At 56.6% G+C, this 24,189-nt stretch carries 20 protein-coding genes; 6 read left to right on the top strand and 14 right to left on the bottom strand.

From position 1 onward, the window contains the following. Window positions 1-28: 28 nt before the first annotated feature. The gene (gene radA, locus K787_RS0118710) at window positions 29-1,408 is read right to left on the bottom strand and encodes a DNA repair protein RadA (protein WP_022964339.1); all 1,380 of its coding nucleotides are present in this window, start codon (window positions 1,406-1,408) and stop codon (window positions 29-31) included. Window positions 1,409-1,519: 111 nt separating this feature from the next. On the opposite strand from radA, the gene K787_RS0118705 reads away from it, so the two are divergent. The 4 genes from K787_RS0118705 to K787_RS0118690 all read left to right on the top strand — a co-directional run bounded on the left by K787_RS0118705 (window position 1,520) and on the right by K787_RS0118690 (window position 5,521). Then, the gene (locus K787_RS0118705) at window positions 1,520-2,281 is read left to right on the top strand and encodes an EAL domain-containing protein (RefSeq protein WP_022964338.1); all 762 of its coding nucleotides are present in this window, start codon (window positions 1,520-1,522) and stop codon (window positions 2,279-2,281) included. Then, on the top strand, window positions 2,274-3,737 hold the full coding sequence (gene pap, locus K787_RS0118700; protein WP_022964337.1) for a polyphosphate:AMP phosphotransferase: 1,464 nt from the start codon (window positions 2,274-2,276) through the stop codon (window positions 3,735-3,737). Before K787_RS0118705 ends, pap begins: the two co-directional genes overlap by 8 nt. A 109-nt stretch (window positions 3,738-3,846) precedes the next feature. Next, window positions 3,847-4,263 carry a large-conductance mechanosensitive channel protein MscL gene (mscL, locus tag K787_RS0118695; protein WP_022964336.1) on the top strand — a complete coding sequence of 139 codons (417 nt, stop codon included), beginning with the start codon at window positions 3,847-3,849 and terminating at the stop codon, window positions 4,261-4,263. A 124-nt stretch (window positions 4,264-4,387) separates the two neighbouring features. Continuing rightward, complete coding sequence (locus K787_RS0118690; protein WP_022964334.1) at window positions 4,388-5,521, top strand: methyltransferase; 1,134 nt, start codon at window positions 4,388-4,390, stop codon at window positions 5,519-5,521. Between the two features lie 40 nt (window positions 5,522-5,561). Here K787_RS0118690 and K787_RS24875 read toward each other — a convergent pair whose 3' ends face one another. The 4 genes from K787_RS24875 to K787_RS0118675 all read right to left on the bottom strand — a co-directional run bounded on the left by K787_RS24875 (window position 5,562) and on the right by K787_RS0118675 (window position 10,697). Then, complete coding sequence (locus K787_RS24875; protein ID WP_084672184.1) at window positions 5,562-5,690, bottom strand: DUF2256 domain-containing protein; 129 nt, start codon at window positions 5,688-5,690, stop codon at window positions 5,562-5,564. 13 nt (window positions 5,691-5,703) lie between these two features. Then, the gene (locus K787_RS0118685) at window positions 5,704-7,248 is read right to left on the bottom strand and encodes a cryptochrome/photolyase family protein (RefSeq protein ID WP_022964333.1); all 1,545 of its coding nucleotides are present in this window, start codon (window positions 7,246-7,248) and stop codon (window positions 5,704-5,706) included. A gap of 93 nt (window positions 7,249-7,341) precedes the next feature. Then, on the bottom strand, window positions 7,342-7,857 hold the full coding sequence (locus K787_RS0118680) for a TIGR00645 family protein (protein ID WP_022964332.1): 516 nt from the start codon (window positions 7,855-7,857) through the stop codon (window positions 7,342-7,344). Window positions 7,858-8,258: 401 nt separating this feature from the next. Next, window positions 8,259-10,697 carry a Lon protease family protein gene (locus K787_RS0118675; protein WP_022964331.1) on the bottom strand — a complete coding sequence of 813 codons (2,439 nt, stop codon included), beginning with the start codon at window positions 10,695-10,697 and terminating at the stop codon, window positions 8,259-8,261. A 159-nt stretch (window positions 10,698-10,856) separates the two neighbouring features. Here K787_RS0118675 and K787_RS0118670 point away from each other — a divergent pair, with 159 nt between their 5' ends. Beyond that, entirely contained in the window at window positions 10,857-12,365 is a 1,509-nt protein-coding gene (locus tag K787_RS0118670) for an amidase (protein ID WP_022964330.1), read from the top strand. A gap of 49 nt (window positions 12,366-12,414) precedes the next feature. Here the strand turns inward: K787_RS0118670 and K787_RS0118665 are convergent, their stop codons facing one another. The 4 genes from K787_RS0118665 to K787_RS0118650 form a co-directional block, all read right to left on the bottom strand. Continuing rightward, window positions 12,415-13,272 carry a uroporphyrinogen-III synthase gene (locus K787_RS0118665; protein WP_028615097.1) on the bottom strand — a complete coding sequence of 286 codons (858 nt, stop codon included), beginning with the start codon at window positions 13,270-13,272 and terminating at the stop codon, window positions 12,415-12,417. A 73-nt stretch (window positions 13,273-13,345) separates the two neighbouring features. Continuing rightward, window positions 13,346-14,800: a DUF3336 domain-containing protein gene (locus tag K787_RS23740; protein WP_022964328.1), complete on the bottom strand. Its 1,455-nt coding sequence runs from the start codon at window positions 14,798-14,800 to the stop codon at window positions 13,346-13,348. Between the two features lie 31 nt (window positions 14,801-14,831). Next, entirely contained in the window at window positions 14,832-16,526 is a 1,695-nt protein-coding gene (locus K787_RS0118655) for a wax ester/triacylglycerol synthase family O-acyltransferase (RefSeq protein ID WP_022964327.1), read from the bottom strand. Window positions 16,527-16,959: 433 nt separating this feature from the next. Beyond that, a complete protein-coding gene (locus K787_RS0118650) occupies window positions 16,960-18,030 on the bottom strand; it encodes a calcium/sodium antiporter (protein ID WP_022964326.1) in 1,071 nt (356 codons plus the stop codon). 237 nt (window positions 18,031-18,267) lie between these two features. Here K787_RS0118650 and K787_RS0118645 point away from each other — a divergent pair, with 237 nt between their 5' ends. After that, complete coding sequence (locus K787_RS0118645) at window positions 18,268-19,371, top strand: DUF2855 family protein (RefSeq protein WP_022964325.1); 1,104 nt, start codon at window positions 18,268-18,270, stop codon at window positions 19,369-19,371. A gap of 40 nt (window positions 19,372-19,411) precedes the next feature. On the opposite strand, the gene hisN is transcribed toward K787_RS0118645, so the two are convergent. Genes hisN through K787_RS0118620 form a run of 5 tightly spaced genes read right to left on the bottom strand, consistent with a single transcriptional unit; the run spans window position 19,412 to window position 24,173 of the window. Continuing rightward, window positions 19,412-20,212, bottom strand: a complete 801-nt coding sequence (gene hisN, locus K787_RS0118640) for a histidinol-phosphatase (RefSeq protein WP_022964324.1) — start codon at window positions 20,210-20,212, stop codon at window positions 19,412-19,414. Window positions 20,213-20,234: 22 nt separating this feature from the next. Then, window positions 20,235-21,170 carry a choline kinase family protein gene (locus tag K787_RS0118635; RefSeq protein ID WP_022964323.1) on the bottom strand — a complete coding sequence of 312 codons (936 nt, stop codon included), beginning with the start codon at window positions 21,168-21,170 and terminating at the stop codon, window positions 20,235-20,237. Window positions 21,171-21,183: 13 nt separating this feature from the next. Next, window positions 21,184-22,119, bottom strand: a complete 936-nt coding sequence (locus tag K787_RS0118630) for an aminoglycoside phosphotransferase family protein (protein ID WP_028615096.1) — start codon at window positions 22,117-22,119, stop codon at window positions 21,184-21,186. Between the two features lie 13 nt (window positions 22,120-22,132). Beyond that, a complete protein-coding gene (locus K787_RS23735; protein WP_022964322.1) occupies window positions 22,133-23,437 on the bottom strand; it encodes a Zn-dependent hydrolase in 1,305 nt (434 codons plus the stop codon). Then, window positions 23,415-24,173, bottom strand: a complete 759-nt coding sequence (locus K787_RS0118620; protein ID WP_028615095.1) for a DeoR/GlpR family DNA-binding transcription regulator — start codon at window positions 24,171-24,173, stop codon at window positions 23,415-23,417. The genes K787_RS23735 and K787_RS0118620 overlap by 23 nt, the downstream gene beginning before the upstream one ends. Window positions 24,174-24,189 lie beyond the last annotated feature (16 nt).

Here is a 24,189-nt window from a genome sequence, read left to right as displayed (position 1 = left end):
CGAGGTGGAACTCGGCCTTCCGGGACAGCTATTCGAAGATGGCTGCCAACGCCTGATCCAGGCGGGTCACGGCAATGACCTGCATACCCTTGGGCGATTCTTTGGGGGCATTGGCCTTGGGCACGATGGCGCGGGTAAAGCCGTGCTTGGCCGCCTCCTTCAGACGCTCCTGGCCGCTGGGCACCGGCCGTATCTCGCCAGACAAACCCAACTCGCCGAACACCATCAGATCCATCGGCAACGGCCGGTTACGCAAACTGGACATCACTGCGGCCAGCAGAGCGAGATCCACCGCAGTTTCCAGCACCTTGACCCCGCCCACCACGTTAACGAACACATCCTGATCGTAAGTCGGTACACCGCCGTGCCGATGCAACACTGCCAGCAGCATCGCCAAGCGGTTCTGATCCAGGCCCAGTGTCACCCGTCGCGGATTACCCAGATGACTGGTATCAACCAGTGCTTGCACTTCTACCAGCATCGGCCTGGAGCCTTCCCAGGTAGACATCACCACACTCCCAGGAATCGGTGTATCGTAACGCGAGAGGAAAATGGCTGACGGATTGGAGACTTCCTTAAGCCCCTTATCGGTCATCGAGAACACGCCGAGCTCGTTAATAGCGCCAAAGCGATTTTTCACCGCGCGCAACATGCGCAGCCGACCATCGGACTCGCCCTCGAAATACAACACGGTATCGACCATATGCTCGAGCACCCGCGGCCCAGCCAAGGAGCCTTCCTTGGTGACATGCCCAACCAGAAAAATCGCCGTGCCGCTCTGCTTGGCATAACGCACTAGCAGCGCGGCGCTCTCTCTGACCTGCGCCACACCGCCGGGAGCCGACTGCAACTGCTCGGTAAAGATCGTCTGAATCGAATCCACCACCATGACTTTGGGCTGTTCATGGCGAGCTGTAGCAATGATGCTTTCGATACAGGTTTCAGTCATAACCTTGAGCTTGTCTTCCGGCAGCCCCAGACGCCGGGCGCGCATCGCCACCTGCTGCTGGGATTCTTCACCGGTGACATACAAAGCGGGCATGGTCTGCGCCAGTTGACACAGGGTTTGCAGCAGTATGGTTGACTTGCCGATACCCGGATCACCGCCCATCAGTACGACCGAGCCCGCCACCAGTCCGCCGCCCAGCACGCGATCAAGCTCCGACGAGCCACTGGATTGGCGTGGCACCTCCTCGGTAGAGACTTCCGCCAGGGTTCTCACCTGGGCAGCCTGCCCGGCCCAGTGACCACTGCGGCTAGTTGAAACGCCGCTTCCACCGGTTGGTGTGGTATCGACCACCGTTTCCACAAGCGTATTCCAAGCCTGACATTCAGCGCACTGGCCGGCCCATTTGGAGAAGGTCGCGCCACACTCGGTGCAGCCGTAGATTCGCTTGTTTTTTGCCATTAATTCCCCCCAGAAGAATGCTTAGATGCTATTTTGGTTTATAGCCACTGGCAACAGGTCAGATCATCAACATGCACATTACTTTACGGCCCTGGTGAAACGGATACCTGTATGACCATAAGCATCGACATCCCCAAACCCTGCCGATCCTGTCAGGACAATACACCACTGTGTTTCGATTTCAGCATGGCTTTTCAACCTATTGTGGACACCCGCGACAACAGCGTATTTGCCTACGAAGCGCTGATTCGCGGCCTTGCCGGCGAAGGTGCACCACAGATGCTCGCCAAGGTGAATGAAGAAAACCGTTATATCTTCGACCAATCATGCCGGGTAAAAGCAGTGGAACTTGCCGCCAGGCTACAGATCCCTTGCTTCATCAGTATCAATTTTTTACCCAACGCGGTTTATCAGGCCGCGACGTGCATCCGTGCAACGCTGGAAGCAGCAAAGCGCTTCAACTTCCCGACCAATCGCCTGATCTTTGAAATCACCGAAAATGAAGAACTGGTAGATAAAGCCCATTTGAAAAGCATTATTACAGAGTACAAGCGTCAGGGCTTCAAAACGGCTATCGACGACTTCGGTGCAGGTTACTCTGGTCTCAATCTGCTCGCCGAATTTCAACCGGACATCATCAAGCTGGACATGGCGTTGGTCCGCGACATTGACACCGCTCCGGTGCGCCAGGCTATCGTTCAGGGCATCCTAGGCGTATGCAAGGCACTGAATATCGACGTCATTGCCGAAGGCATCGAAAGCCTCGCCGAATTACGCTTTCTTCAGGGCCTGGGAGTGAATCTGTTCCAGGGTTACCTGTTCGCCAAGCCGGCATTTGAACAGCTACCAAAGGTCAACTGGCCCGATGCCTGATTTCAGCCTCAGCAAAAAAGACTTCAAACAGCAGAGCGCCGAGCTGACAGAAGGGCTACTCGAAGCGCAGTTTGAACTGCGCAAGGCCGGTAAAGGCCCGGTATTGTTGCTGATCAGCGGCAATGATCTGGCTGGCAAGGCCGAGGTCATTCATACCTTTTACGCCTGGCTGGACAACCGCTTTCTCAACACCCGTGCCTTCGTTCTACCGCAAGGCATCGAGAAGCGCATGCCGCGTATGTGGCGCTATTGGCGCTCCCTGCCGCCCGCAGGTCAACTGGGATTTTACCTCGGCTCCTGGTACCACCAACCGCTCATGAGCTTCAGCCGGGGAAATCTCTCGGCTAATGCTTTCAAGCAGCAGATGGAAGACATATTGCGCTTTGAAAAGCTGCTGAGTGATGAAGGTGCAGTGGTCCTCAAGGTCTGGCTGCATATCAGTCCAGACGGCAAAGCTGTGGCGAACTCAGCAGATCAGCGGCACTATCAGGACACCATCGCCATGCGCGAGTGGGGCGATTTCAGCCGTGCCGATTACGACAAAGTCCGTGTCGCCGCTCAGCAAATGATTGATTTAACCTCCACCGATCAAGCCCCCTGGGTGCGGATACCCAGTCACGATCCGCGCTACCGCGATATTCAGATCGCTAAGCTGCTGCTTCAAGCCATGCGACAACATCTCGACTCTGCCCCCTCCTCAGCGCATGCCGCGACCCATCATCAGAGCTTCCTGCCAGGCAGCGTGGACCGGCTGCACAACGTGGATTACAGCGCAAAGCTGGAAAAGGACGACTACCAGGACCAACTGGAACATTATCAGAACCAGTTGCAGGAATTGGTACACCACCCACGCTTTGCCCGGCGCAGCTTGCTGCTGGTCTTTGAAGGAACCGATGCGGCGGGCAAAGGCGGCACCATTCGCCGTATTACCCAGTGCCTGGACCCGCGCTACCTGCGGGTCCACGGCACCCGAGCACCGACCGAAGAGGAGCGCACGCAGCCTTATCTGATGCGCTTCTGGAAACGCATTCCGGCGCCGGGCACCGTGGTAGTTTTTGACCGCAGTTATTACGGCCGCGTGCTGGTCGAACGGGTAGAAGGCTTTTGCAGTGCGGCTGATTGGCAGCGTGCTTACGGCGAGATCAATGATTTCGAACAGCAACTGAAACAGAGCAACACACTGGTGATCAAGTTCTGGCTGGCGATTACTGAAGGGGAACAGCTTGCACGCTTTCAGGCCCGTGAAGCATCACCGCTGAAGCGTCACAAGCTCACCGAAGAAGACTGGCGTAATCGCCAACAATGGTCCACCTACCAGAAAGCCATTAACGATATGTTGGAGTTCACCGACACCAAGCACGCGCCATGGCATGTCATCGCTGCCGAAGACAAACGCCACGCGCGCATTCAGGCCCTGAAGATTGTGTGTGACAGCTTGCGCTCGGCATTGAAATAAAACCGCACAAACTCAGAATAAAACCTGACAAATCTCGATTTCCGGATATTATTTTGAATTACCAATATGTATACGCTAGCGTCAGGGTGGCGCACGCAAGGAGATGACAATGAGTATTGCTCAGGAATTCAAAGCGTTCGCCATGCGCGGCAACGTAATCGATATGGCCGTGGGGATCATTATCGGCGCGGCCTTTGGCAAAGTAGTGTCCTCCTTTGTGGCCAACGTGGTTATGCCGCCACTGGGGCTGATGATTGGCGGTGTGGACTTCGCTGATCTGGCGATCGTGCTCAAGGAAGCAGAAGGCGAAATCGCTGCAGTGACCCTGGGCTACGGGCTGTTTATCCAGAGTATTGTCGACTTTCTGATTATTGCCGTCGCTATTTTCGTTGCCATCAAGGTGATGAACAGCCTCAAACGCAAGGAAGAGGCCAAGCCCACCCCACCCGAGCCGGAAACGCAGAGCAAACAGGAAATACTGCTCACCGAGATTCGCGATTTACTGCAGCAAAAACCCAACCCCTGAACGCGCCTTAACCCACATAGCTTAACTGCCGGCCGCCGCGCAAGCGGTGCTCCGGCAGCATTGCCGCAAAGCCTGAGCGCAACTGCGCTATACTGCCGACCCGCACCTCTAATCGGCAGCCATCATGCAATCATGTGACACCTCGTACGGCACTCTGAACCTTGAGCGCTACCCCCCAACCCAGAATCCCACGCTGCAAGCCTTCGATACGGCCGACCTGTATCTGCTGCAAAGCGTCGCTGAGTTGCCCGCTTCAGACCTGCCGATACTGGTGATCAACGACAACTTTGGCACGCTGGCCTGCGCGCTGGCTAAAGCCGAACCAGCCCGCAGCGTGCACAGCTGGAGTGACTCAAAATTGGCGCAGTTGGCATTACAAAGCAATCTGCAAGCCAATGACCTGGCAGCCAACACAGTGGAGTTTATCGAAAGCCAGCAAACGCCCAGCGGCCCTTACCAGTGCGTGCTGATGCGCGTGCCCAAGAGCCTGACGCTGATGCAGGATCAGCTGTTCCGGCTGCGCCCGGCCCTGGGTGCGCAGGCACTGGTTATCGCCGGCGCCATGGTCAAGCATTTGCCGCATGCTGCTGGCGACCTGTTGGCACAATATATTGGCCCTTACCAGGCATCTCTCGCCTGGAAAAAAGCCCGCCTGTTGACCAGCACATTGGACCCAGCACTAACACCTGGCACACCTGAACTGGAGACGCGGTATGACTTACCTGCGTCAGAATTCCAGTTGCTGAACAAGCCCGGCGTGTTCTCTCGGGACAAGCTCGACAACGGCACTCGCGCGCTGCTATCAAGCCTGCCAACCGGCCAGGAAGACGGCTGCATAGTTGACCTGGGTTGTGGCAATGGCGCGCTAGGCATGATGGCAGCGCAACTCAACCCCGACGCGCGGCTGGTGTTTATCGACGAGTCCTATGCTGCGGTAGCCAGCGCCCGGCACAACTTCAGCGAAGCCTTCCCAACACGCCCTGCCGAGTTTATCGTCAGCGACGGCCTGACTGAGATGGCCGATGGCAGCGCTGACCTGATTCTGTGCAACCCACCCTTTCATCAGCAACAAGCGGTGGGCGATGAAATGGCCAAGCGCCTGTTCGAGCAGAGCCAGCGCGTACTGACGCCTACGGGTAGCCTGATGGTGGTAGGCAACCGGCACCTTGGCTATCACGTCAAGCTGCGGGCCTGGTTTGAAAAGGTCGAGCAGTTATCAGGCAACCCCAAATTCGTGGTACTCAAAGCCAGCAACTAAGCACAGGTTCTGCGGCGGCAAAACTCGCTCTCTATGGTCTTTACCGTCGCCGGCAGCGCTCTGAGCAGTATTGCACCTCTTCCCAGCAGCGGGCCCATTTCTTGCGCCAACGGAAGGGTAGCCCACAGGTCGCACAGTCTTTCACCGGCAGATCATACTTACTCTTCATAAGGGCTTGCCGGTCAAAGGGACTGACCGGCGTCCAACCGCGCCAACAGCTTCTCACCCCAGCCCCACAGTGCCTGCTGCTTGGCATCCGACATGCGGTCCAAGTTGCGGTAGACCATAGCCAGCCGGTGATTACCTCCCAACTGATCACGGTGGCGCATCAGAAAATGCCAATACAGTGAATTGAACGGGCAAGCTTTTTCACCGGTTTGTTCGGTGACCTTATAAGCGCAACCCTTGCAGTGATTGGACATGCGCTTAATGTACTGGCCACTGGCACAATAGGGTTTGGAGCCGAGATAGCCGCCATCGGCATGCATAACCATGCCCAGCGTATTAGGTAGCTCGACCCAATCAAAGGCATCCATGTACACCGCCAGATACCAGTCGCATATCTGCTTGGGCTGAATACCGGCGAGCAGCGCAAAATTACCAGTGACCATCAACCGCTGGATATGATGCGCGTAAGCATGTTCCAGGGTCTGGCCGATAGCCTGGCTCATGCAGTTCATGCGGGTGTCGCCGGTCCAGTAGAATGCGGGAAGATCACGCTGGTTACCCAAGGCATTCCGCTGGGCATAATCGGGCATCATCAGCCAGTAAATCCCCCGCACATATTCGCGCCAGCCAAGTATCTGGCGGATAAAACCCTCTGCCGCATTCAGCGGAATATCCCCGGCCTGCCATGCGGCCTGCACATCCAGGCACACGCGCTGCGGGTCAAGCAATCCGATATTCATCGCCGCGGCAATACGCGCATGAAACAGGTAGGGCTGATTATCCGCCATGGCATCCTGATAGTCGCCAAATGACGGCATACCCAGCGCCAGAAAATGCTCCCAAAGCGACTCTGCTGCGGCCTGGGTTACTGGGTAATCAAAGCCGTCCAGTACGCCATAGTGGTCCGCGAACTGCTCGGCAACCAGCGCTTGCACCTCAAGGGTGATAGCGTCAGATGAGAAATGCGGCTGAGGTGGAATCGCTACCGAAGCGGGCAAGGCTTTGCGGTTATCCGCATCGTAGTTCCAGGCGCCCCCAGCAGGCCCGCCATCAGGGTCCATCAACAGCTGGGTATGCTTGCGCATCTCCCGGTAAAACAGTTCCATACGCAGCTGTTTGCGGCCTGTGGCCCAGGCTGCGAAGCGCGCCTGGGAGCAGAAGAAGCGTTCGTCATCGCGCAGCTGCAGCTCCGGCCACACCTCCTGCGCTTGCTGAAAAATATTCAGCAGCCGCCACTCGCTTGGCTTACACAGCAGGATACGCTCAGGCTGGTGTTGAGCTCGGGCGCGCGCCACCTCGCCATGCAACGATCCACTGTTGGCCGCATCATCCAGTTTTATGTAATAAACCGTGAAGCCATCAGCGCGCAGCTGCTCGGCAAAATGGCGCATGGCGGAAAGAATGAACAGAATCTTCTGTGGGTGATGGGGCACATAGCGTCCCTCATCGGACACCTCAGCCATCAATATCCTATCCAGCCGGGGATCCGCATCACGTAGCGAGACGATCTCACGGCTGAGCTGATCGCCCATAATCAGGATGAGCTGGCGCACCAACATACAATAGTCTCCCGCTCTATACTTTGCAGCGGGAACTGTACCTCAGGCCATGATCTGGCACGTTTGGGTTGTGTAACCAGACCTTGCGAACGGTTAGAGCTTATCCAGCTTCGACGCCCCTTCTACTTTGGCCAGCTTGTCGAGAATACCCATGCCAAACGCGGAGATGACGAAGGTCATATGAATGATCACGTACCACATCATCTTGTCGTTGGGGATGTTCTGCGCATTCATAAACACTTTGAGCAGATGAATTGATGAAATCGCGACGATGGACGCCGCCACTTTCATCTTCAACGAACCAGAATCCATCTTGCCCAGCCAACTGAGCTTTTCCTTGCCCTCGTCAATATCCAGCTGAGAGACAAAATTCTCGTAGCCGGAAATCATCACCATCACCAACAAACCGCCGACCAAGGCCATGTCCACCAGTGACAATACGACCAGAATCAGATCCGCTTCGGCTATCGCCAACAGGTTGGGAATTAGGTGAATCACTTCCTGGAAAAATTTGACCGCCAGAGCAAACAGCGCCAACGACAAGCCCAGATAAATAGGCGCCAAAATCCAGCGTGCCGAATACAGCAAATTCTCAAGAAACCGTTCCATACCGCCTCTACCTCTGCAAATTTAACCTTCGAAAATGACCTGAGTAGTTGTTCACAGTATCTGTGGATAACTCTGTGGGCAGTTGTCTGACAAGCCACCCCAGCCCATAAGGACCAAGGCTTGGCTGGTAACGTGCAAAAAACAACCAGCACCATCGGCTAAATTGCACAAACCCTGTACAACGCGGCGGTACATGGCGCCTGTAGCGCAACCTTATAGCAAAATAATGGCGAGCTAGTCGCCACTATTTTTTTTACTTGAATCGGTTATTGACAATGTCAGAAAATCCGCAGCCCGTGGGAACTACCCACAAAATCTGTGGATAAGTCTGTAGATAGATTCGGGAGAGCCGCGCCCAGCGCCTATAGCTCTGGGCTCACGGCAGATTGATCAAGGGTTGATCAAAGCAGACTGTCCGGTTTCGAGTCGGCTTTCGCGGTTTCATCGGCTTCTTCGTCCTCGGCATCACGCTCGGCGATCTCGCGTAGCCGATCCACTACACGGGCGTTGATGGTGCCTTCAGGGAAGTGGCCATGCTCATCCGCAGCGCCAGGTTCGTCGCCCGCCAGCAATCCCAGCGCCTGATCCACATGACTCACCGCATAGATATTGAACTGGCCCGCACGTACAGCCTCTAGCACGGTTTCATCGAGCATCAGATTAGGTACGTTGGAGCGCGGAATGATCGCGCCCTGCTCACCGGTCAGGCCACGGGCCTGGCACAGACGGAAAAAGCCTTCGATTTTCTCGTTAACGCCACCGACGGCCTGCACTTCGCCAAACTGGTTGATCGAACCGGTAATCGCGAACCCCTGCTTCAATGGTATGCGCGACAAAGCCGAAATCAGTGCACAGACCTCCCCCAGCGAGGCGCTATCGCCATCGACATAGCCGTAGGACTGCTCCAGCGCGATGCTGGCAGAAATTTCCAGTGGAAAGTGCTGAGCATAACGGCTACCCATATAGCCGGTCAGAATCATAATGCCCTTGGAGTGAATCGGCTGACCCAGATTGACCTCACGCTCAATATCCACAATACCGCTACTGCCGGGGTACACCGTGGCGCTGATCCGTGCCGGCACGCCAAATACCGAGTCACCGACCTCGAGTACCGTCAGTCCGTTGCATTTGCCCACTTCAGCGCCCTGGGTATCAATCAGGATGACACCGGACAACATGTCCTCGCGAATACGTGCGCTGACTCGCCCGGTGCGCATTTCCTTGGCCTGCAGTGCCCGTTCGATATGCGCAGTATCAATCAGCGGGTCATTGGCCAGTTGCCGGGTAAAATCCGCCTCGCCGACCAACTGGAAAATATCGCTGATGCGCGCGGACAAACGTTGCTGGTGTTCTGCCAGGCGCGCGCTGTGGGTCAGCACGCGGGCGACCGCAGCCGCTGTGAGCGGTGCCAGCCCTTCCTCGAAAGTGCGAGTCTTGAGCAATTGCGCCATGCTCTCGATACTGTCCAGTGTACGCGGTAGATCCTCGTCAAAATCCACCAGCACCCGGAACATCTCCTGAAAGTCGGGATCCAGATCCTGGAGGGTGTAATACAAGTGACGTGAGCCAATAATCACGATCTTCACCGCCAACGGAATCACTTCCGGCGTCAGGGTAACCGTGGTCAGACGGCCCATATCCGCCCACGGCGACTCCATTTTCAACTGGCGCGAGTGCAACGCCCGTTTCAATGCATCCCACACAAAGGGCTCACCTAGCAGCTTCTCGGCTTCCAGCACCAGATAACCGCCATTGGCACGGTGCAAAGCACCGGGGCGAATATGCCGGTAATTGGTGATCAGCGCGCCCTGCTCAGAACTGTACTCGATCCGCCCAAACAGGTTGTCATAGGACGGATGCGGCTCATGCACCACCGGCGCGCCGCCATTGTCCGGGTGACCCACCACCAGGCTCGGGCAATATTGCTCAGTCAGTAGCTGCTTTTTATACGCCTCCGGACGCGCTTCTGGTCCGCGTTCTTCGACCAATTGGTCGATCACCGTTTTCAGCAGGTTCTGACGCATTGCATGCAGGTAATCGCAGATCCCTGGGTTGCCTGCGTACTGTTCAATCAGCGGATCGAGAATGGGTTGAATCGCTTCGGTGATCGTTAGTTCATTCAATTCACGTAACTGGTTGCTACTTTCCCGCTTCCATTGCGGCAGGCTGGACAGCGCCTCGTTGAGCACTTCTTCCATTGCCGAAATATCCACATGGAAACGCTCGCGCGCCTCTTCAGGAAGCTGGGCAAACTCGGCCTCGTCCAGCGCCTTGCCGTCTTTCATCGGCGTAAAGGCAATATTCTGCGCATCACGGTATACCGCAATGTTCTTTTCCAGCGCCTTGCGCTCCACTGAGTCGATGGCACGGTCGTAACGCTGGTTAAAACCGCGATCTATTGCACTCTTTTTCTGCTGGAAAGCCGGATGCTCGAACACCGCTGGAAAGGTCGCCAGCAGGTTGTCGATCAACTTGTCCACATCCGTCAGCAAGGCGCCTGCAGTACCCGGCGACAAGCTGAGTACGTGTGGCTCACGTGGCTCATCAAAGTGGTTCACATAGACATAGTCCTGCGGCGTAATCTGGCGCTTGGCTTCGGCTTTCAGGTAACGCATCACATAGGAGAAGCGCCCGGTGCCCGGTTCGCCCATAACAAAAACGTTATACCCAGGACGATGCATGGCCACCCCGAACTGCATCGCCTCCACCGCCCGATCCTGCCCGAGAATGCCGCGAAACGGCTCTAGCTCATCGGTGGTGACAAAGCCGAGACTATCCAGATCAATAGGTACGGTCAGTTGTTCTGGTGTCAGGCGCATGGCGGCGGCTTTATTGCTCATTAAACATCCTTGAAAACGGGGGTGGCTGGCGTGGCGCCCATTGTTGCCCCCGGCGCAGCGAGTGACAAGCCCAATCCTGCGTGAACAGCAATGGTGCCGCGTTTCGCAATAGTTTAGAGTATTTACTCAACCACCAACAAAACACATAAAGGTTATGTCATGTCTTTGAGCCCACAAGAGTATATGGGTAGCGACGCCACCGAACTGGCCCGCCAGGTAGCCGAAGGCAACACCACTCCAGCGGAATTACTGGAGGTCGCCATTGCGCAGTACCACCGCCTCAACCCGCAGTTAAATGCCGTGTGCCAGCCAATGTTCGAGATTGCCCGTGAGCGAACCAGGCAATCACTCAGCGGCCCCCTGGCGGGTGTACCTATATTGATCAAGGATGCTATTCAGGATTACGCCGGACTACCCACCGGCAGCGGGAGCAAGGTGTTCAGCCGCATCCCGGTACGCCAGCATTCGCATATTGTGCAACGCCTGCTGAACGCCGGTGCTGTGATTATGGGCAAAAGCAACACACCCGAGCTGGCACTCAAGGGCGTCACCGATCCTGAAGCGTTCGGCCATAGCCGCAACCCCTGGAACGTCGCGCACACTACCGGCGGATCCAGCGGTGGCTCGGCGGCGGCTGTGGCGTCAGGCATGGTGCCAATGGCCGGCGCCAACGATGGTGGTGGCTCTATCCGAATACCCGCAGCCTGCTGCGGCCTGCTTGGCTTGCGCCCCTCGCGTGGACGGGTTTCAGTAGGCCCAGCGCATGGCGAAGTCTGGGAAGGCGCCTCCAGTGACCTGGTGCTGTGCCGCACTGTGCGCGACGCCGCATTGGCTCTGGATGTGCTGGCCGGCCCCAATAGCGGCGACCCCTTTATCATAGCGCCTGAAGCTCAACCCTTTCGCGACCTGGCCTTGCGCGAGCCGGGCGTCTTGCGCATTGGTTACAGCACCCGCTCGCCGGTCGATACTCCGGTGCACCCGGAGGCCATCCGTGCGGTCGAAACCGCCGCCGAGCTACTGCGCTCCCTGGGTCATGAAGTGATAGAAGCCGAACCTGATTACGACGGCATGGCACTGGCGCGCTGTTATTTGAATATGTATTTCGGGCAGGTGGCTGCAACATTGGAGCAGGCCCGGGAAATGGGCGCGCATGATGAAGAGTTCGAACTGCTCACCCGCACGTTGGCGGCATTCGGCCGCAGCATGTCCAGCGCCCGCTATATCAACAGCCACCGGCAATGGAACCAGTTCAGCCAGGCGCTAGGCAGCTTCTATCAGCAGCACGATCTATTTATGACCCCGGCCCTGGCCCACCCACCTATCCGTCATGAAAAAGCCAACCTGCCGCGCAGGCAGACACGCTTGATCGAGGTTTTGCTTAACACTGGTTTGCTGCCGTTACTCGCCCGCTGGGGCGCGCTGGACAATATGGTCGCCGACATGGCCCGCAAGAATCTGACCTACGTACCCTTTACCCAATTGGCCAATCTGACCGGCACGCCCGCCATGAGCGTACCGCTGCACTGGACCACCGACGGTCTGCCTCTGGGTGTGCAATTTTGCGGCCCCTCTGGTAGCGAAGCATTGTTGCTGCAGCTGGCCAGTCAATTGGAAATCGCCCAACCCTGGGTAAACAAATGGCCGGCGATGAGTGATATGCCAGGCTGATTAGCGCCCTTGGCGATGGTAGCCGGGGCGATCACCGGGCGAGGTCTCCTCAGTCTATATCGCTGTCCTCAACCCCTGGCACACCCAAGGATTTGACCAGCTCACGCACCAATGGCTTCATAAAGAAGCTGCTTTCAGGCATCAGATCGACCTGAACGCCGCGCTCGCGCAGTTCTTCCGCCACGACCGGCCCCACTGCCGCAACCTTCAAGTGCGCCAATGCCGCAATCAAAGCCGGCTCACCGCACTGTCTGCGGCCGATCTGGAACAGCCGGCGCACCTGGGTGGCGCTGGTAAAGGCAATCGCATCCAGTTGCCCTGCCAGGATGGCCGCCACCAACGCTTCCACAAGCACATCTTCCACATCATCGGCATACACATAGGGCGCGACGGTACTGACGTGCGCACCCGCATTGACAAGAAAATCCACCAGCGGCCGATTCGGCTCAGTGCCGTACAGCTGCACGGCAATGCGTCTGCCAGCAAGATCACCTGCTTGCAGCGTCTTGATAACACCTTCGGTGGTCGGCTCCACTGCGATCAAATCAGCCTTCAGTCCAATCTGCCGCAGTGCCGCTCCCGGCTTGGGGCCACGGGTGAGCTTGCGCACATGACCCAGCTGGGCGATGAAATCGTCGCGCAGACTTCCGCCCGCACGCTCGGCAGTACCCAGCAGGCGCCGCAGCCCCTCTCCGGTCAGTAGAATCAAATCATCATAGGGTTGCGCGATAAAATCAGCGATCCACGCCAGTACCGGCTGCTGGTCTGGAGCATCGTGAATGGATACCAGTGGGCAGCGCAGTACATCGGCACCGCGTTTAACCAGCATGGCTGCAAACAGGTCAAGCTCGCGGCTCTCGGGCAAGGCGATATAACGGCCCGTCAGGGGCAAGGTCGCGTCGGTCATGGGATAGCTCACAGGCAAATGAAGCACCATTGTGCGGCGCGGCAGGCATATTGAAAAGCCTTGCCGCTGCGTGCTACTTCTCCCAGCCACGCCCGTGCACGATGGCATCCAGCTTACGGCTGATGGCCGTACAGTTGCGGACCATCTCGACCTTCTCCCAGGTAGAGCGTTCACCCTCATGCAGCAACCGGTGCATAGCCTCCCGCGAGGGCGCAGCGAGCAAGCGCAACGGATGATCCCAACGGTTACGCAGAAAGATGTTGATATCCGCCGTGTATTCCTGCCGTAGTACACCATAGGTCAGGTGCTGCATCAGGCTGATCACCGGGGATTTAATCCGGATATTGTCGCGGCTGAAACGCATCGCCTCGGCGGTGGTGATCTTCAGAAAACGTACCTGGTAGCTCAGCAAGGTGCGCAGCGGATTACTCGGCGCGTCCGGGTCGGGAGTCATTGCCAGTACGGCGGGATTGGTCATGCTGGAAATAAAATGATTAACGCCGAACAAACGTGCCAGGCGCTTGGCCGGCAGATCGTCGGCAAAGGAGCCATCGATCCACTTCATATCCGGCAGGTAAGGCACCGTTTCGCCAACCGCGTTCCGGCACATCAGCGTGACCGGAGGGTAAATGCCGTAAATAGCGCAAGAGGCGGTGACGGCAGAACGGATCAGCACATTCGGCGAGGTGATGGCATTCAACAATCGCGGTGCCTGGCGCGGAGACAGTCCGGTCACGGTGATATTCAGTTTGCGTCCGGTCAGCTCGAAAGCCTCTTGAAAAGTCAGGTCGGGGATAATTTTCGCCAGATAGGCTTTGAGATTGTCCGCATCCATACGTGGCCGCGGGTTGCCGAACAAGGACAGCGCCGGACGAATCGCGGTGGTCTCGTCTACTTCGTGGTGCAAATTGTCCAGGCTAAGCCGCTGTTGGAGCTCATCGTCCACGTGGGTGCAGGCGGTAGCTGCAATGATCGACCCGGCACTGGAGCCGGAAATAATCTCCGGCAACAACCCGTGATCGAACAGCGCCTTGACCACGCCGGCATGGAAAAAGCCCAGTACCGCACCGCCACTGAGCATTAATGCCGAACGCCCGTAGCAATGACTGGCACGCAGAAAAAAATCCTGCTTTTCCTCTAAAGGAATAATGCTGTCATCGACCTCGTTCAGATCGTCGAGCGCACCGCATATCTCCTCCACATACCGGGTAATCAGGTTCTTGGTGCCCAGCTTGGCCTTGTTGTACAACGCCGGTTTACCCATCCCGCCCAAGTTGCCGTGCAAGCCCTCGTTCAACACAAAGAGCAGGTCGTGGTACTCGCGGCGAAAGCGCAGATCCCGTACTTTGTCCAGGCGCTGGCGAATCGAACGGTAGTCGTAACTTTCACAGGCATCGTTCTGCTTCCATTCATCCAGGCCATGCTCCTCATCCCAGGCAGCCGCCAGCACAGCCCAGCCTTCATAATGCTCAGCCTGCTCCATGTCCTTTAACAGTTGTTTGGTGCGCGGGCGCTCAAAGAGCTTCATTGGCTAGTCCTCAGATTCGTTTCATCGTGTATCAGCTTTGTTTGCTTTCAGCTGTCGCCAGCACCCCAACAGGTGCATCAGCAGCGCTGTTGGAGGCATCGGAAGCGGCGAGCGTAACTGCGGACGCTTTGCTCACAGGTGCTTTGGTTTTGACGCTGGCCCTGCCTTTGCTGGCGGCTTTCGTCGGGGTCGGCTTGCGCTGCATTTTCGGGTTTTTCTTGGTTAGTGGCTTTGCGTTGGACTTGCCAGGTACGGCAACGTTTTCTTCGGCGGCGCTTTCCTGCGCGGTACTCGCCTGGGCAGACTCCAACACCGCCACACACTCAAGATACTCCTGGGTTGACGCCTCCATGCAGCCAATATAGAAATCCATGTCAGGCACCACCTTGCGGTCAGCCACGACGCCAAGGTTGAGGCGATCGTATATGCCGGTAATGCCATGACTAATGGCCATGCCATCGCACACCGGCACCAAGGGGAATACCTCGCGTATCGCGGCCCCGGCAAAATAGCGGGTTTGCATCCCCGGGATGCCGGGCACATTGGTAATTACGGTATTGATCAACGGCAGGGTTCCGGCCATATGCGTACGGTTCTGGAACCAGGCACCGAAGGCACGCATGACCGGCGGCACCATATCGCCTGCAGCGTTGGCCAGATCACAGAGCACCTCCCGGGCCAGGGGTATGCCTCGGGTGGTGCGCCCCTGAATCGCGGCCAAACGCTGAGCCGGATCTTCAATGTTGGTACCGATGGCAATGTACATCGCCGATATCAGATTGCCCGTGTCGGACCTCGCGTCCTCTGCGCGTATGGACACCGGACACATGGATACCAGGGACTGATCCATCGGCAACTGTTTGTGTTCGGCCAGATACCGCCGCATGCCGCCAGCGATGACCGCCAGAATCACATCATTGAGACTGGCACCCGGATGCAGCTGACGCATCCGTTTGAGATCGGGTATCTGCCAGACGTAACCGCCATAAGAACGATGCGGTGTGACCGAGACATTGAATATGGTCCGCGGCACCCGTCGCTGTTCCGGGAGCCCGTCTTGCCGCAAGCGGCGCGCCAGTTCCAGACTCTTGCGCCCGAACAACAGGCTAGCGCGCATACTGCGCACCGACTGCCCCAGCATGCGCGGCGCGGTACGAGCCCACATCTCCAACCGTGTGGGCGCACGCTCGGCGACCTCGACCCGATCACGCCGACCATATTCGTGGTCAGCGGTTTCTTCCATCATAGCGGTACTGAGTTCCAGACTGGACTTGCCATCAACATAAGCATGATGAAAACGAATCAGCACAGCGAAGCTGTTGGGCGGTACCCCTTCAACATTGTTCACGCCCTCAATAATATAGATCTCCCACGGAGCACGCTCCATATCTACGCTGCGAGACATCGTGCGCGCGGTAAAAATACATAACTGCCGCCAATCGCCCGGCTGCGGCAGGCCGACATGGCGCACGTGGTATTCCAGATCGAAATTTTCGTCTTCCAGCCAGTAGGGGTCATCCAGTTGGAAGGGCGCCTGCTCCAGCCGCCGGCGGAAATACGAGGTGGTGTTCAGACGGTCTGATACGTACTGCAAAATGTCCTTGTGCCGCACAATACCGTCGGGCGCCGTAGTCTGATCACACAACCACAGGCTGCCGATCATCATCGGCTGGTTGGGACCTTCGAAATAGAAGAAATGCGAATCCATGGGCGTCAATTGTTTCATTACCATCTTCCTCGGTGCCAGATCAGTTCAGGTGAGTGTATTGAACTCATGAACACTTCGGATAATTGACTCCTCTTCGGCATAGCGCATTGACCTCCATCAAGCATGCAGGTCAATATTATCGGCCACTACCGGATAATATCAGTCAGTACGACAACCCGATCATGAGACATTATTCAACAATGCAATTATATGACCATACAGTCACGCGAAGAAAAAAAGAAGCCTCGCCGGGTTGCTTTAAGGACACTGAAAAGGCATTAAAACCTGATCGCGGCGCTCTGGAACAGGCCCTAGAAGAAGGGAAATAAATTGCAGGAAAAGTTAGGCTGACAAGAGCAACAGCTCAGAATAAGCGGCGAGCGCACCAAATTAAGGCAGAAAAAGGAGCAGCCGACCGAGCCACTGCCCCTTTTCCCGACAAAAGACCTTTTCAGTGACGCGACGCACCCTTGCAGAGAATGACCAGCAGCGTTACCGCCGTTAGCGGCATCAGATAAAACAACATCGCACTCTGCAATCCGGGAATACCGCTGGCGCCGCCATCGGTAGTGACTACATGGACGTTGTAGACGACGAAGTAGGCCATAAACAGCAGCCCCTCCCAGCGATTGATTCGCAGGCCGCTGATAAAAACAGGCAAACACGCCAAGGCCACGGCGAACATCACCAGCATATCAAAACGCAGTACCGCTTCAGATACCGCGATGCCGGCTGGCGCTAGAAACGACGCAACGCCGAGCACCGCCAACAGGTTGAACATATTGCTACCCACCACATTGCCCACGGCAATATCCCGCTGCCCGCGAATACTTGCAATCACCGAGGTAGCCACCTCAGGCAGGGAAGTGCCAGCCGCAACAATGGTCAAGGCCACCACCCGCTCAGAAACACCCATGCTGGTCGCCATTGCCACCGCACCGTTAACCAGCCAGCGGGCACCCAGCACCAGCATGACCAGGCCGCCAGCAACGAGCACTGCATTCATCAGTACAGAACCGCTGCGCTGCGCAGCCGGCACACCCAAATCAGCCGCATCGGTCGGTGTACTGGCACGTCGGCTGCTGATGATCAAAAACAGCGTATAGGCGACAATCAGCAAACATAACAAGACGCCATCAAAGCGACCGAGGCGGCCGTCCAGCGACAACAGGATGACCAGCAGACTAGCCCCGATCATCAACGGCACATCCAAACGGATCAGCTGACGCGATACCACCAGCGGCGCGATCAGCGCCGACAGGCCAAGAATGAACAGCACGTTAAATATATTGCTGCCCAACACGTTACCCAAGGCAATGTCGCCCTGACCACCCAGTGCCGCCCCGGTGCTGACCGCCAGTTCGGGCGCGCTGGTGCCAAAAGCAACCACGGTAAGACCAATCACCAGCGGTGAAATACGAAACCCAGCTGCCAACCGCGAAGCCCCCTTAACCAGCACCTCGGCACCTGCAACCAGCAAAAAAAGCCCCACAACAAACAGGACAATGACCATCAGACTCATGATTGAAACCCCTCCTGGCGGGGCGGTAGCGCCAGCAGATGCAGGCACATCAATCTAGCATATGGCGGGGTCGGTCTTTGCCCGACTACAAAATATTACGCAGGTCCAATAGACCCAAGCCAGCGCCCATCTCGCCCGACATTATTGGCCGGTATTTGGCAAATGGTTTAATACAGACCCCCTTGCCGTGCTCAGGCAAGCTAAGCTTAAACTCACACCCGCCGGAGCCAGTAAATCATGGATAACATCAACTCCACATTTGTGGTCGACCAGGACAACCTGGACCATTGCGCAACGCTGCCCCTGCCCGCCACCACCGCATCAGAGCTGGAAGAAGGCGAAGTGCTCCTGGCCGTGGATCACTTTGCCTTCACCGCGAATAACATTACCTACGCCGCGCTGGGCAAGCGCTTCAAGTACTGGGACTTTTTTCCGGCCAAGGCGCCCTGGGGGCAGATTCCAGTGTGGGGCTTTGCCGACGTGGCTGCGTCCCGCCACCCCGAAGTGCCCGTAGGCAAACGCTTGTACGGCTACCTGCCAATGGCCCGCCAGCTACGCGTCAAGCCCGGCAAGATCAGCAAAAGCACCTTCGTTGATAGCGCCGAGCACCGCCAACACCTGGCTCTGGCTTACAACCAGTATCAGTTTACCGATGCCGATCCGGCCTACCAGCCTCAGCATGAAGCCTTGCAGATGCTGCTACGACCGCTGCTGATTACCTCCTTCCTGCTGGATGACTTTCTCGCAATTGAAAACTTCTTTAATGCCGAGCAAATCATCCTCACCAGCGCCTCAAGCAAAACCGCCCTGGGCTTAGCCTTTATGCTGCAGCACCAACGCAGCCAACGCGGCAAGCCGCTGACCATCACCGCACTGACCTCCCCCGGCAACATCGCCTTTGTCGAGAGCCTGGGCTACTACGACAAGGTGGTCAGCTACGCGGATATCGACAAGCTCGACGCAAGCCAGAGCAGCGTATCGGTAGACTTCGCCGGCAACGGTGAAGTGCTGGCCAACCTGCACAAGCACTTCGCCGATAACATGCTGTTCAGTTCCCTGGTCGGCGCCGCCCACTGGGACTCGCGTGGCGGCGAAAAAAATCTGCCCGGCGCCAAACCCGAAGTCTTCTTCGCCCCCGGCTACTGGGAAAAACGCGGCAAGGAGGTTGGTAACGCGCAACTGATGCTGAGCTTCGCCAAGCTTTGGGCGCCGCTAGTCGCTTCAGTCCAGCAATGGATGAAAGTGACCAAAGTGGAAGGCGCAGATGCCGTGGAAAAGGCTTACAAAGACACCTTGCAAGGCAAGGTGCATCCTGATCAGGGCTTGATTCTGAAGATGTAGATCTGGTACCAGCCCGCCGTTAAGGCGGGCCGGAAGCTCATCAGCCAAATGGCCCCAACGCAGTCAGCTTGCTAACCAATTCATCGTGCAATTGTGGATCGCCACAGGCCAACACCAAGCCACCATGCTGAGCGTCACCGCCGAGCCAGGTGGTCATCTTGCCGCCAGCCCCCTCTACGATGGGAATCAGGGCCTGAACATCATAGGGCTGAAGACTGGCTTCCATGATCACATCAACCAGGCCCGCCGCCAGCATGCAATAGGCGTAACAATCACCGCCGAAACGCACCAGTTGAGCCTGGTGGGCCAGATGATCAAAGGCTCCGCGTTGCTGCCTGGTGGTGAATATTTCCAGGCTGGTAGCCATCATCGTGGCCTCAGCAAGGCTTGAGCATGCGCGCGTGCGCAGTGGCCGCCCATTTAGCCACGTCCCCTGCGCAGACCCGCTGAAACGTTCGCCCGTAAAAGGTTGATTCATGACACCCAAACAAGGACGCTGCCCGTCGTTCAAGGCTATCAAGGTACCCCAAAGGGGTAGCCCGGTAATAAAAGCGCGGGTACCGTCAATCGGATCCAGCACCCAGGTTAGCGGCGAAGTACCTGTAAAAGACTCCTCCTCTTCCCCCAAAATGCCATGATCCGGGTAAACCGCTTGTATCAGCTCGCGCATGCTACGCTCTGCCGCCCTATCAGCCACCGTGACGGGATCGTAAAGCTGCTCACCTTTATTGCTTACGTCCAGAGCCGCCCGAAAATGCGGCATGATCGCCCGTGCTGACGCATCGGCCAGTTGATCCGCAAAAACGTGGTATTGCTCAATTTCTTCTACGCTCAATGACATGTCGATGTTCCATTCAGTGCGTTCAGACCTGTTGCAGCCAGGTTTCCCATTGGGAGTGGTGCATCACGCGACGCGCACGCATGTGCTTCCAGAATCCATATTTGTAAAAATCGAAGTCGATTACCGATACCGCCTGCTGGACCATTGCCCAGGTGGACCATTTCAAATCCGCAAGCGCCTTGTGAACTTGGATACGCGCCAAAGTTTGCGCAGTGATAGACCCGAAATAGTCTTCTATCAACTCCAGCTCAACCTCCGGCTCGAAAAACATCTCACCGAACCAGAGCGCCAGCTCGTAGTGCCGATCGTTATTGGAGGCATATTCGAAGTCTACCAGGCGTATCTGATTGTCAGCATTCAGCATGAAGTTACCTGCAAGGGTGTCGTTCATGCAGGGTACCAAGTCCAGTCCGGCATGCTCAAGAGCACTGCGAGCACGACGGTACTGGAGCGCCAGCCAATGATGATCGACCGGGGTCTGGGCATTAAGTGAAGCGACCTGCCGATCATGCTCATCAATCATGTCGAACACTGTCTTGGTCTGCACCAGCGAGGGTTGTTCATTGAAAGCCTTGAGCGCGTGCAAGGCATTGTGCCGGATGTCTCGATTTAGAAAATCCGTATTGCTGGAAGCACGCCAACCCTCCATGAACTCGAAAACTTCCACTCCCATTTCATCTATAAAGGCCACCACTGGCGCGCCGTAACCAGTGTCGGCCGCTTTCAGGCTGGCATCGTGGGCGGTATGCCGATCAATAAACATATCGGTTCCAACCCCCGGGATCTTGATGAAGTAGTCAACCTTCTCCCCCTCGATCGATACCCGCCAGTTGGTATTTGAAATCCCCCCGGATACCGGCGCATAGCGGGCCGACCGCCCACGCCATGCGGGTACATGGGTGATAGCCTGCTCCAGAGCCTGTTCCTGAGGTGTTGCAGCCTGACCAAACAATTTCATAGCGATCTCCTTCTCAGACCTGACGAAGCCAGCTTTCAAATCGAGAGTCAGCTACCGCATCCCTGCAACGCAGCAGCGTCCACTGACCCACTTTGGAAAACTCGACATTCCTTGATGATGTCTCTCCAGCCCAGAACCCCCACAGCGTCCAGAGCCAGTCATCTAAAAAGGCATGTAAACGACAACGCGCATAGTCTTCTTCCCGACACTGTCCGGCCCATATCTCGATGCCTTGCCGCCATTCGCTTTCAAACTGGTACAGCTCATTCAGGGTGGTAGCAAGGTCATGCCAAGGGTCGAACAGACCTGCGCGGTCAAAATCGATCAACTGCATACTCTGATCGGGCCCAATCAGCACATTGCTGGCTACGCCATCCCCGTGAACGGTAACCCTGTCATAGCCCGCGGCATCAATGGCCTGCGCTGCCATCGCGGCGCAGGTCGACAGCCAGTCAGCATCTTTTGGCAACGGCACCGCATGCTCCCGGCACCGGTCCAGTAGCCAACGGATATCCTCGATGGGCGTCAGGAAAAAGCTGGCCTTACCGCCCTGATGAAGTGTTTTTTTCAGCTCCAGCAGTTGGCCCAGACGATCCACTGCAGCAATGTCCGACACCTTGGCCCAATGCCATTGTGGCGATAGACCGGAAAAGATCATTACGGCCTCATCCGCAGCGCTGCAACGAAGCATCGGCGTGACGCCCTGGGCGGCAGCAATATGGCTCACCTCAATTACTTTCCGCGGATCAATCCAATCGCGCATATCTTCATGCAATACCTTGGCATAATAAGCTTTGCCGCCAATGCTGAGTTGATAGCCAGCCCACTCGGTCGCCAATCTCAAGGGCGACGCAACAGCAGTGGTACCCGGCGCTGCAGGCGCATCAAGCACAAGCATATGCTGGCCCAAACCTCGTTCAAGGCGTTCTTGCAAAAGCTGATCGGTCATGAATGAAATGTCCTTAGGGTCGGTCGTCAGTATTTGCTTTGCCAGTCAAGCCGCGTCCGAGGCTGGCACAACGCAATAGGCTAGACAGCGTGTAAAGTCCGTTATGCAAGTCTTGATCCGTAGTGAACTCCGCCTCGTTATGGGCAATACCATCGCGGCTCGGGACGAATAGAAGCAGAGAGGGTGCAACCCTGGATATGTTAACGGCGTCATGTCCCGCCACCGTGGTGCTGTCGGCAGAGGGCAGTCCCAGCTCTTCACATACCTTGTGCGCGAGCTCGGCGAGCCGGTTGTCCATCACGATGCTGTTGCGCAGTTGGCGGCTGAGCACCTGGTAAGCAGTGTTCGTCTGTTGGGCGATCTGGGCAATTCGTGCATCGAATCGGTTCAGCACTTTAGTCAGTAAATCCTGCTCCTGAGAGCGAAACTCGACATAAGCAGTCACTCGGGAGGGAACCACATTGGGCGAATTTGGATACACCTCCATACGCCCTACGGAACTGTGCAAGCGCCGCGGAAATTCATCAGCCAATTCTCGGGCGAACGTGATCGCATGAGCTGCTGCCAATAGCGCGTCCTGCCGCTCGATCATGGGTGTAGGACCGGTATGCGCCTGATAACCCTCGAAACACAGAGTCAGCTTGAGTGCCGCCCACGTATTGCGAACGACACCTATCGCCTGATGATTCTCTGTCAGGTCAGTGCCCTGTTCGACATGAATTTCAACATAAGCCGCCAGGGGAAGAGTCACGGCGCTTTCACCCTGGTAGCCGATGGATTCCAAGGCGCTGCCTAATGCAATGCCATCCCCGTCCTCTATAGCTAGCGCGTCAACCGCTGCAAGCGAGCCGGTAAATACACTGCTGCCAATCAAACTGGGTTGATAGCGAGCACCTTCCTCATTCGTCCAATTGACCACACCCAGATTGAATTGTGGCGTAATACGCTGCTGACGGAATTCTTCTGCCAATGCTGCCACCGCCACAGCGCCCGCAATAACCCCGTAGGCACCGTCAAACCTGCCAGCTGTCGGCTGGCTATCAAGATGAGAACCGCAAAGGATGTATGGGGCGCCCGGGTTAAAGGTCGCCAGACCAAAAAGATTGCCTACCGAATCAATACGAACGTCGAGCTGCTGATCCTGCATCCATGCTTTGAGATGATCACGCGCCAATCCGTCTTCATAGGAGGCAGCCAATCGGTGCAAACCGCCAGCGGGCGTGGCGCCCAGCTCTGAACTAGCGCTGAAGAGCTGTTGAAACTGTTTAACTAGTAATGAATGGGCGATAAAGGGTTCATGGGATAATAACCTCGACATGCGCTTTCTCCAGACAGGTTTGGTAATCGCCTGATAGTGGTTTATTGCTGACCAGGGTGTTTATGCCGCTAAACGGCAGGGTTTTGACGAATGTCTTGCGATCGAATTTGCCCTCGTCGGCGAGAATCACGCTGCGCTGGCATTGTTTGACCAGGCACCTGCGCAGCAGAGCCTCAGGCTCTTCGTAATCCATAAAGCCGAGCTTGAGATCAATCGCGCCGATACCCATGAACACGATATCGAAATGGAACTGACTGACGAACTCGAGCGTATGCGGCCCTATCAATGCATTGTCGTTGCGGCGAACTTCACCGGGCACCAGCACTACTCTGCTCTCGCTTTGTTGCGTGAGTATCTGAGCGATATCCAGTGAGTTGGTAAATACGTTCAGCTGCTGAAACTGAGTCAGCCGGGTGGCCAGCGCCTGCGTCGTGGTGCCCGTATCCAGGAACAGTGACATTCCCTCACGGATGAGACCGAGCGCGGCCTGGGCGACCTGCGCTTTGGCTCTCGGCTTGATTTTGCTACGCACATACAACGGCTGCTCTACATTCAGGCGCGGAAGAATGGCCCCGCCATGGATGCGCCGTAACTTGCCAATTTCCTCAAGATGCTTGAGATCACGTCGAATCGTCTCGTCTGACACATGCAGTTCTGCCGCCAGATCTGTTACCAGCACACGCTGCAAGCCATTAAGGCGGCGCATGATTTCGTCCAGACGCGGTTGATTCAACATGATGCTTTGCTCCATA

Source organism: Halopseudomonas pelagia CL-AP6 (assembly GCF_000410875.1).
GTDB classification, from domain to species: Bacteria; Pseudomonadota; Gammaproteobacteria; order Pseudomonadales; family Pseudomonadaceae; genus Halopseudomonas; species Halopseudomonas pelagia.
The sequence above is the reverse complement of the archived record's forward strand: the minus strand, read 5'-3'. Positions and strand labels throughout refer to the sequence as shown.

Coding starts and splice junctions, on each gene's coding strand:
- K787_RS23740 (WP_022964328.1), bottom strand. CDS start 14,800: ATGAAGCTCTTTGAGCGCCCGCGCACCAAACAACTGTTAAAGGACATG.
- K787_RS0118685 (WP_022964333.1), bottom strand. CDS start 7,248: ATGTTGGTGCGCCAGCTCATCCTGATTATGGGCGATCAGCTCAGCCGT.
- K787_RS0118630 (WP_028615096.1), bottom strand. CDS start 22,119: ATGACCGATCAGCTTTTGCAAGAACGCCTTGAACGAGGTTTGGGCCAG.
- K787_RS24875 (WP_084672184.1), bottom strand. CDS start 5,690: ATGAAGAGTAAGTATGATCTGCCGGTGAAAGACTGTGCGACCTGTGGG.
- K787_RS0118670 (WP_022964330.1), top strand. CDS start 10,857: ATGTCTTTGAGCCCACAAGAGTATATGGGTAGCGACGCCACCGAACTG.
- K787_RS0118680 (WP_022964332.1), bottom strand. CDS start 7,857: ATGGAACGGTTTCTTGAGAATTTGCTGTATTCGGCACGCTGGATTTTG.
- K787_RS0118655 (WP_022964327.1), bottom strand. CDS start 16,526: ATGAAACAATTGACGCCCATGGATTCGCATTTCTTCTATTTCGAAGGT.
- hisN (WP_022964324.1), bottom strand. CDS start 20,212: ATGTCATTGAGCGTAGAAGAAATTGAGCAATACCACGTTTTTGCGGAT.
- K787_RS0118635 (WP_022964323.1), bottom strand. CDS start 21,170: ATGAAATTGTTTGGTCAGGCTGCAACACCTCAGGAACAGGCTCTGGAG.
- K787_RS0118650 (WP_022964326.1), bottom strand. CDS start 18,030: ATGAGTCTGATGGTCATTGTCCTGTTTGTTGTGGGGCTTTTTTTGCTG.
- pap (WP_022964337.1), top strand. CDS start 2,274: ATGCCTGATTTCAGCCTCAGCAAAAAAGACTTCAAACAGCAGAGCGCC.
- K787_RS0118665 (WP_028615097.1), bottom strand. CDS start 13,272: ATGACCGACGCGACCTTGCCCCTGACGGGCCGTTATATCGCCTTGCCC.
- K787_RS0118620 (WP_028615095.1), bottom strand. CDS start 24,173: ATGTTGAATCAACCGCGTCTGGACGAAATCATGCGCCGCCTTAATGGC.
- K787_RS0118645 (WP_022964325.1), top strand. CDS start 18,268: ATGGATAACATCAACTCCACATTTGTGGTCGACCAGGACAACCTGGAC.
- mscL (WP_022964336.1), top strand. CDS start 3,847: ATGAGTATTGCTCAGGAATTCAAAGCGTTCGCCATGCGCGGCAACGTA.
- K787_RS0118690 (WP_022964334.1), top strand. CDS start 4,388: ATGCAATCATGTGACACCTCGTACGGCACTCTGAACCTTGAGCGCTAC.
- K787_RS0118675 (WP_022964331.1), bottom strand. CDS start 10,697: ATGAGCAATAAAGCCGCCGCCATGCGCCTGACACCAGAACAACTGACC.
- radA (WP_022964339.1), bottom strand. CDS start 1,408: ATGGCAAAAAACAAGCGAATCTACGGCTGCACCGAGTGTGGCGCGACC.
- K787_RS23735 (WP_022964322.1), bottom strand. CDS start 23,437: ATGTCGAGGTTATTATCCCATGAACCCTTTATCGCCCATTCATTACTA.
- K787_RS0118705 (WP_022964338.1), top strand. CDS start 1,520: ATGACCATAAGCATCGACATCCCCAAACCCTGCCGATCCTGTCAGGAC.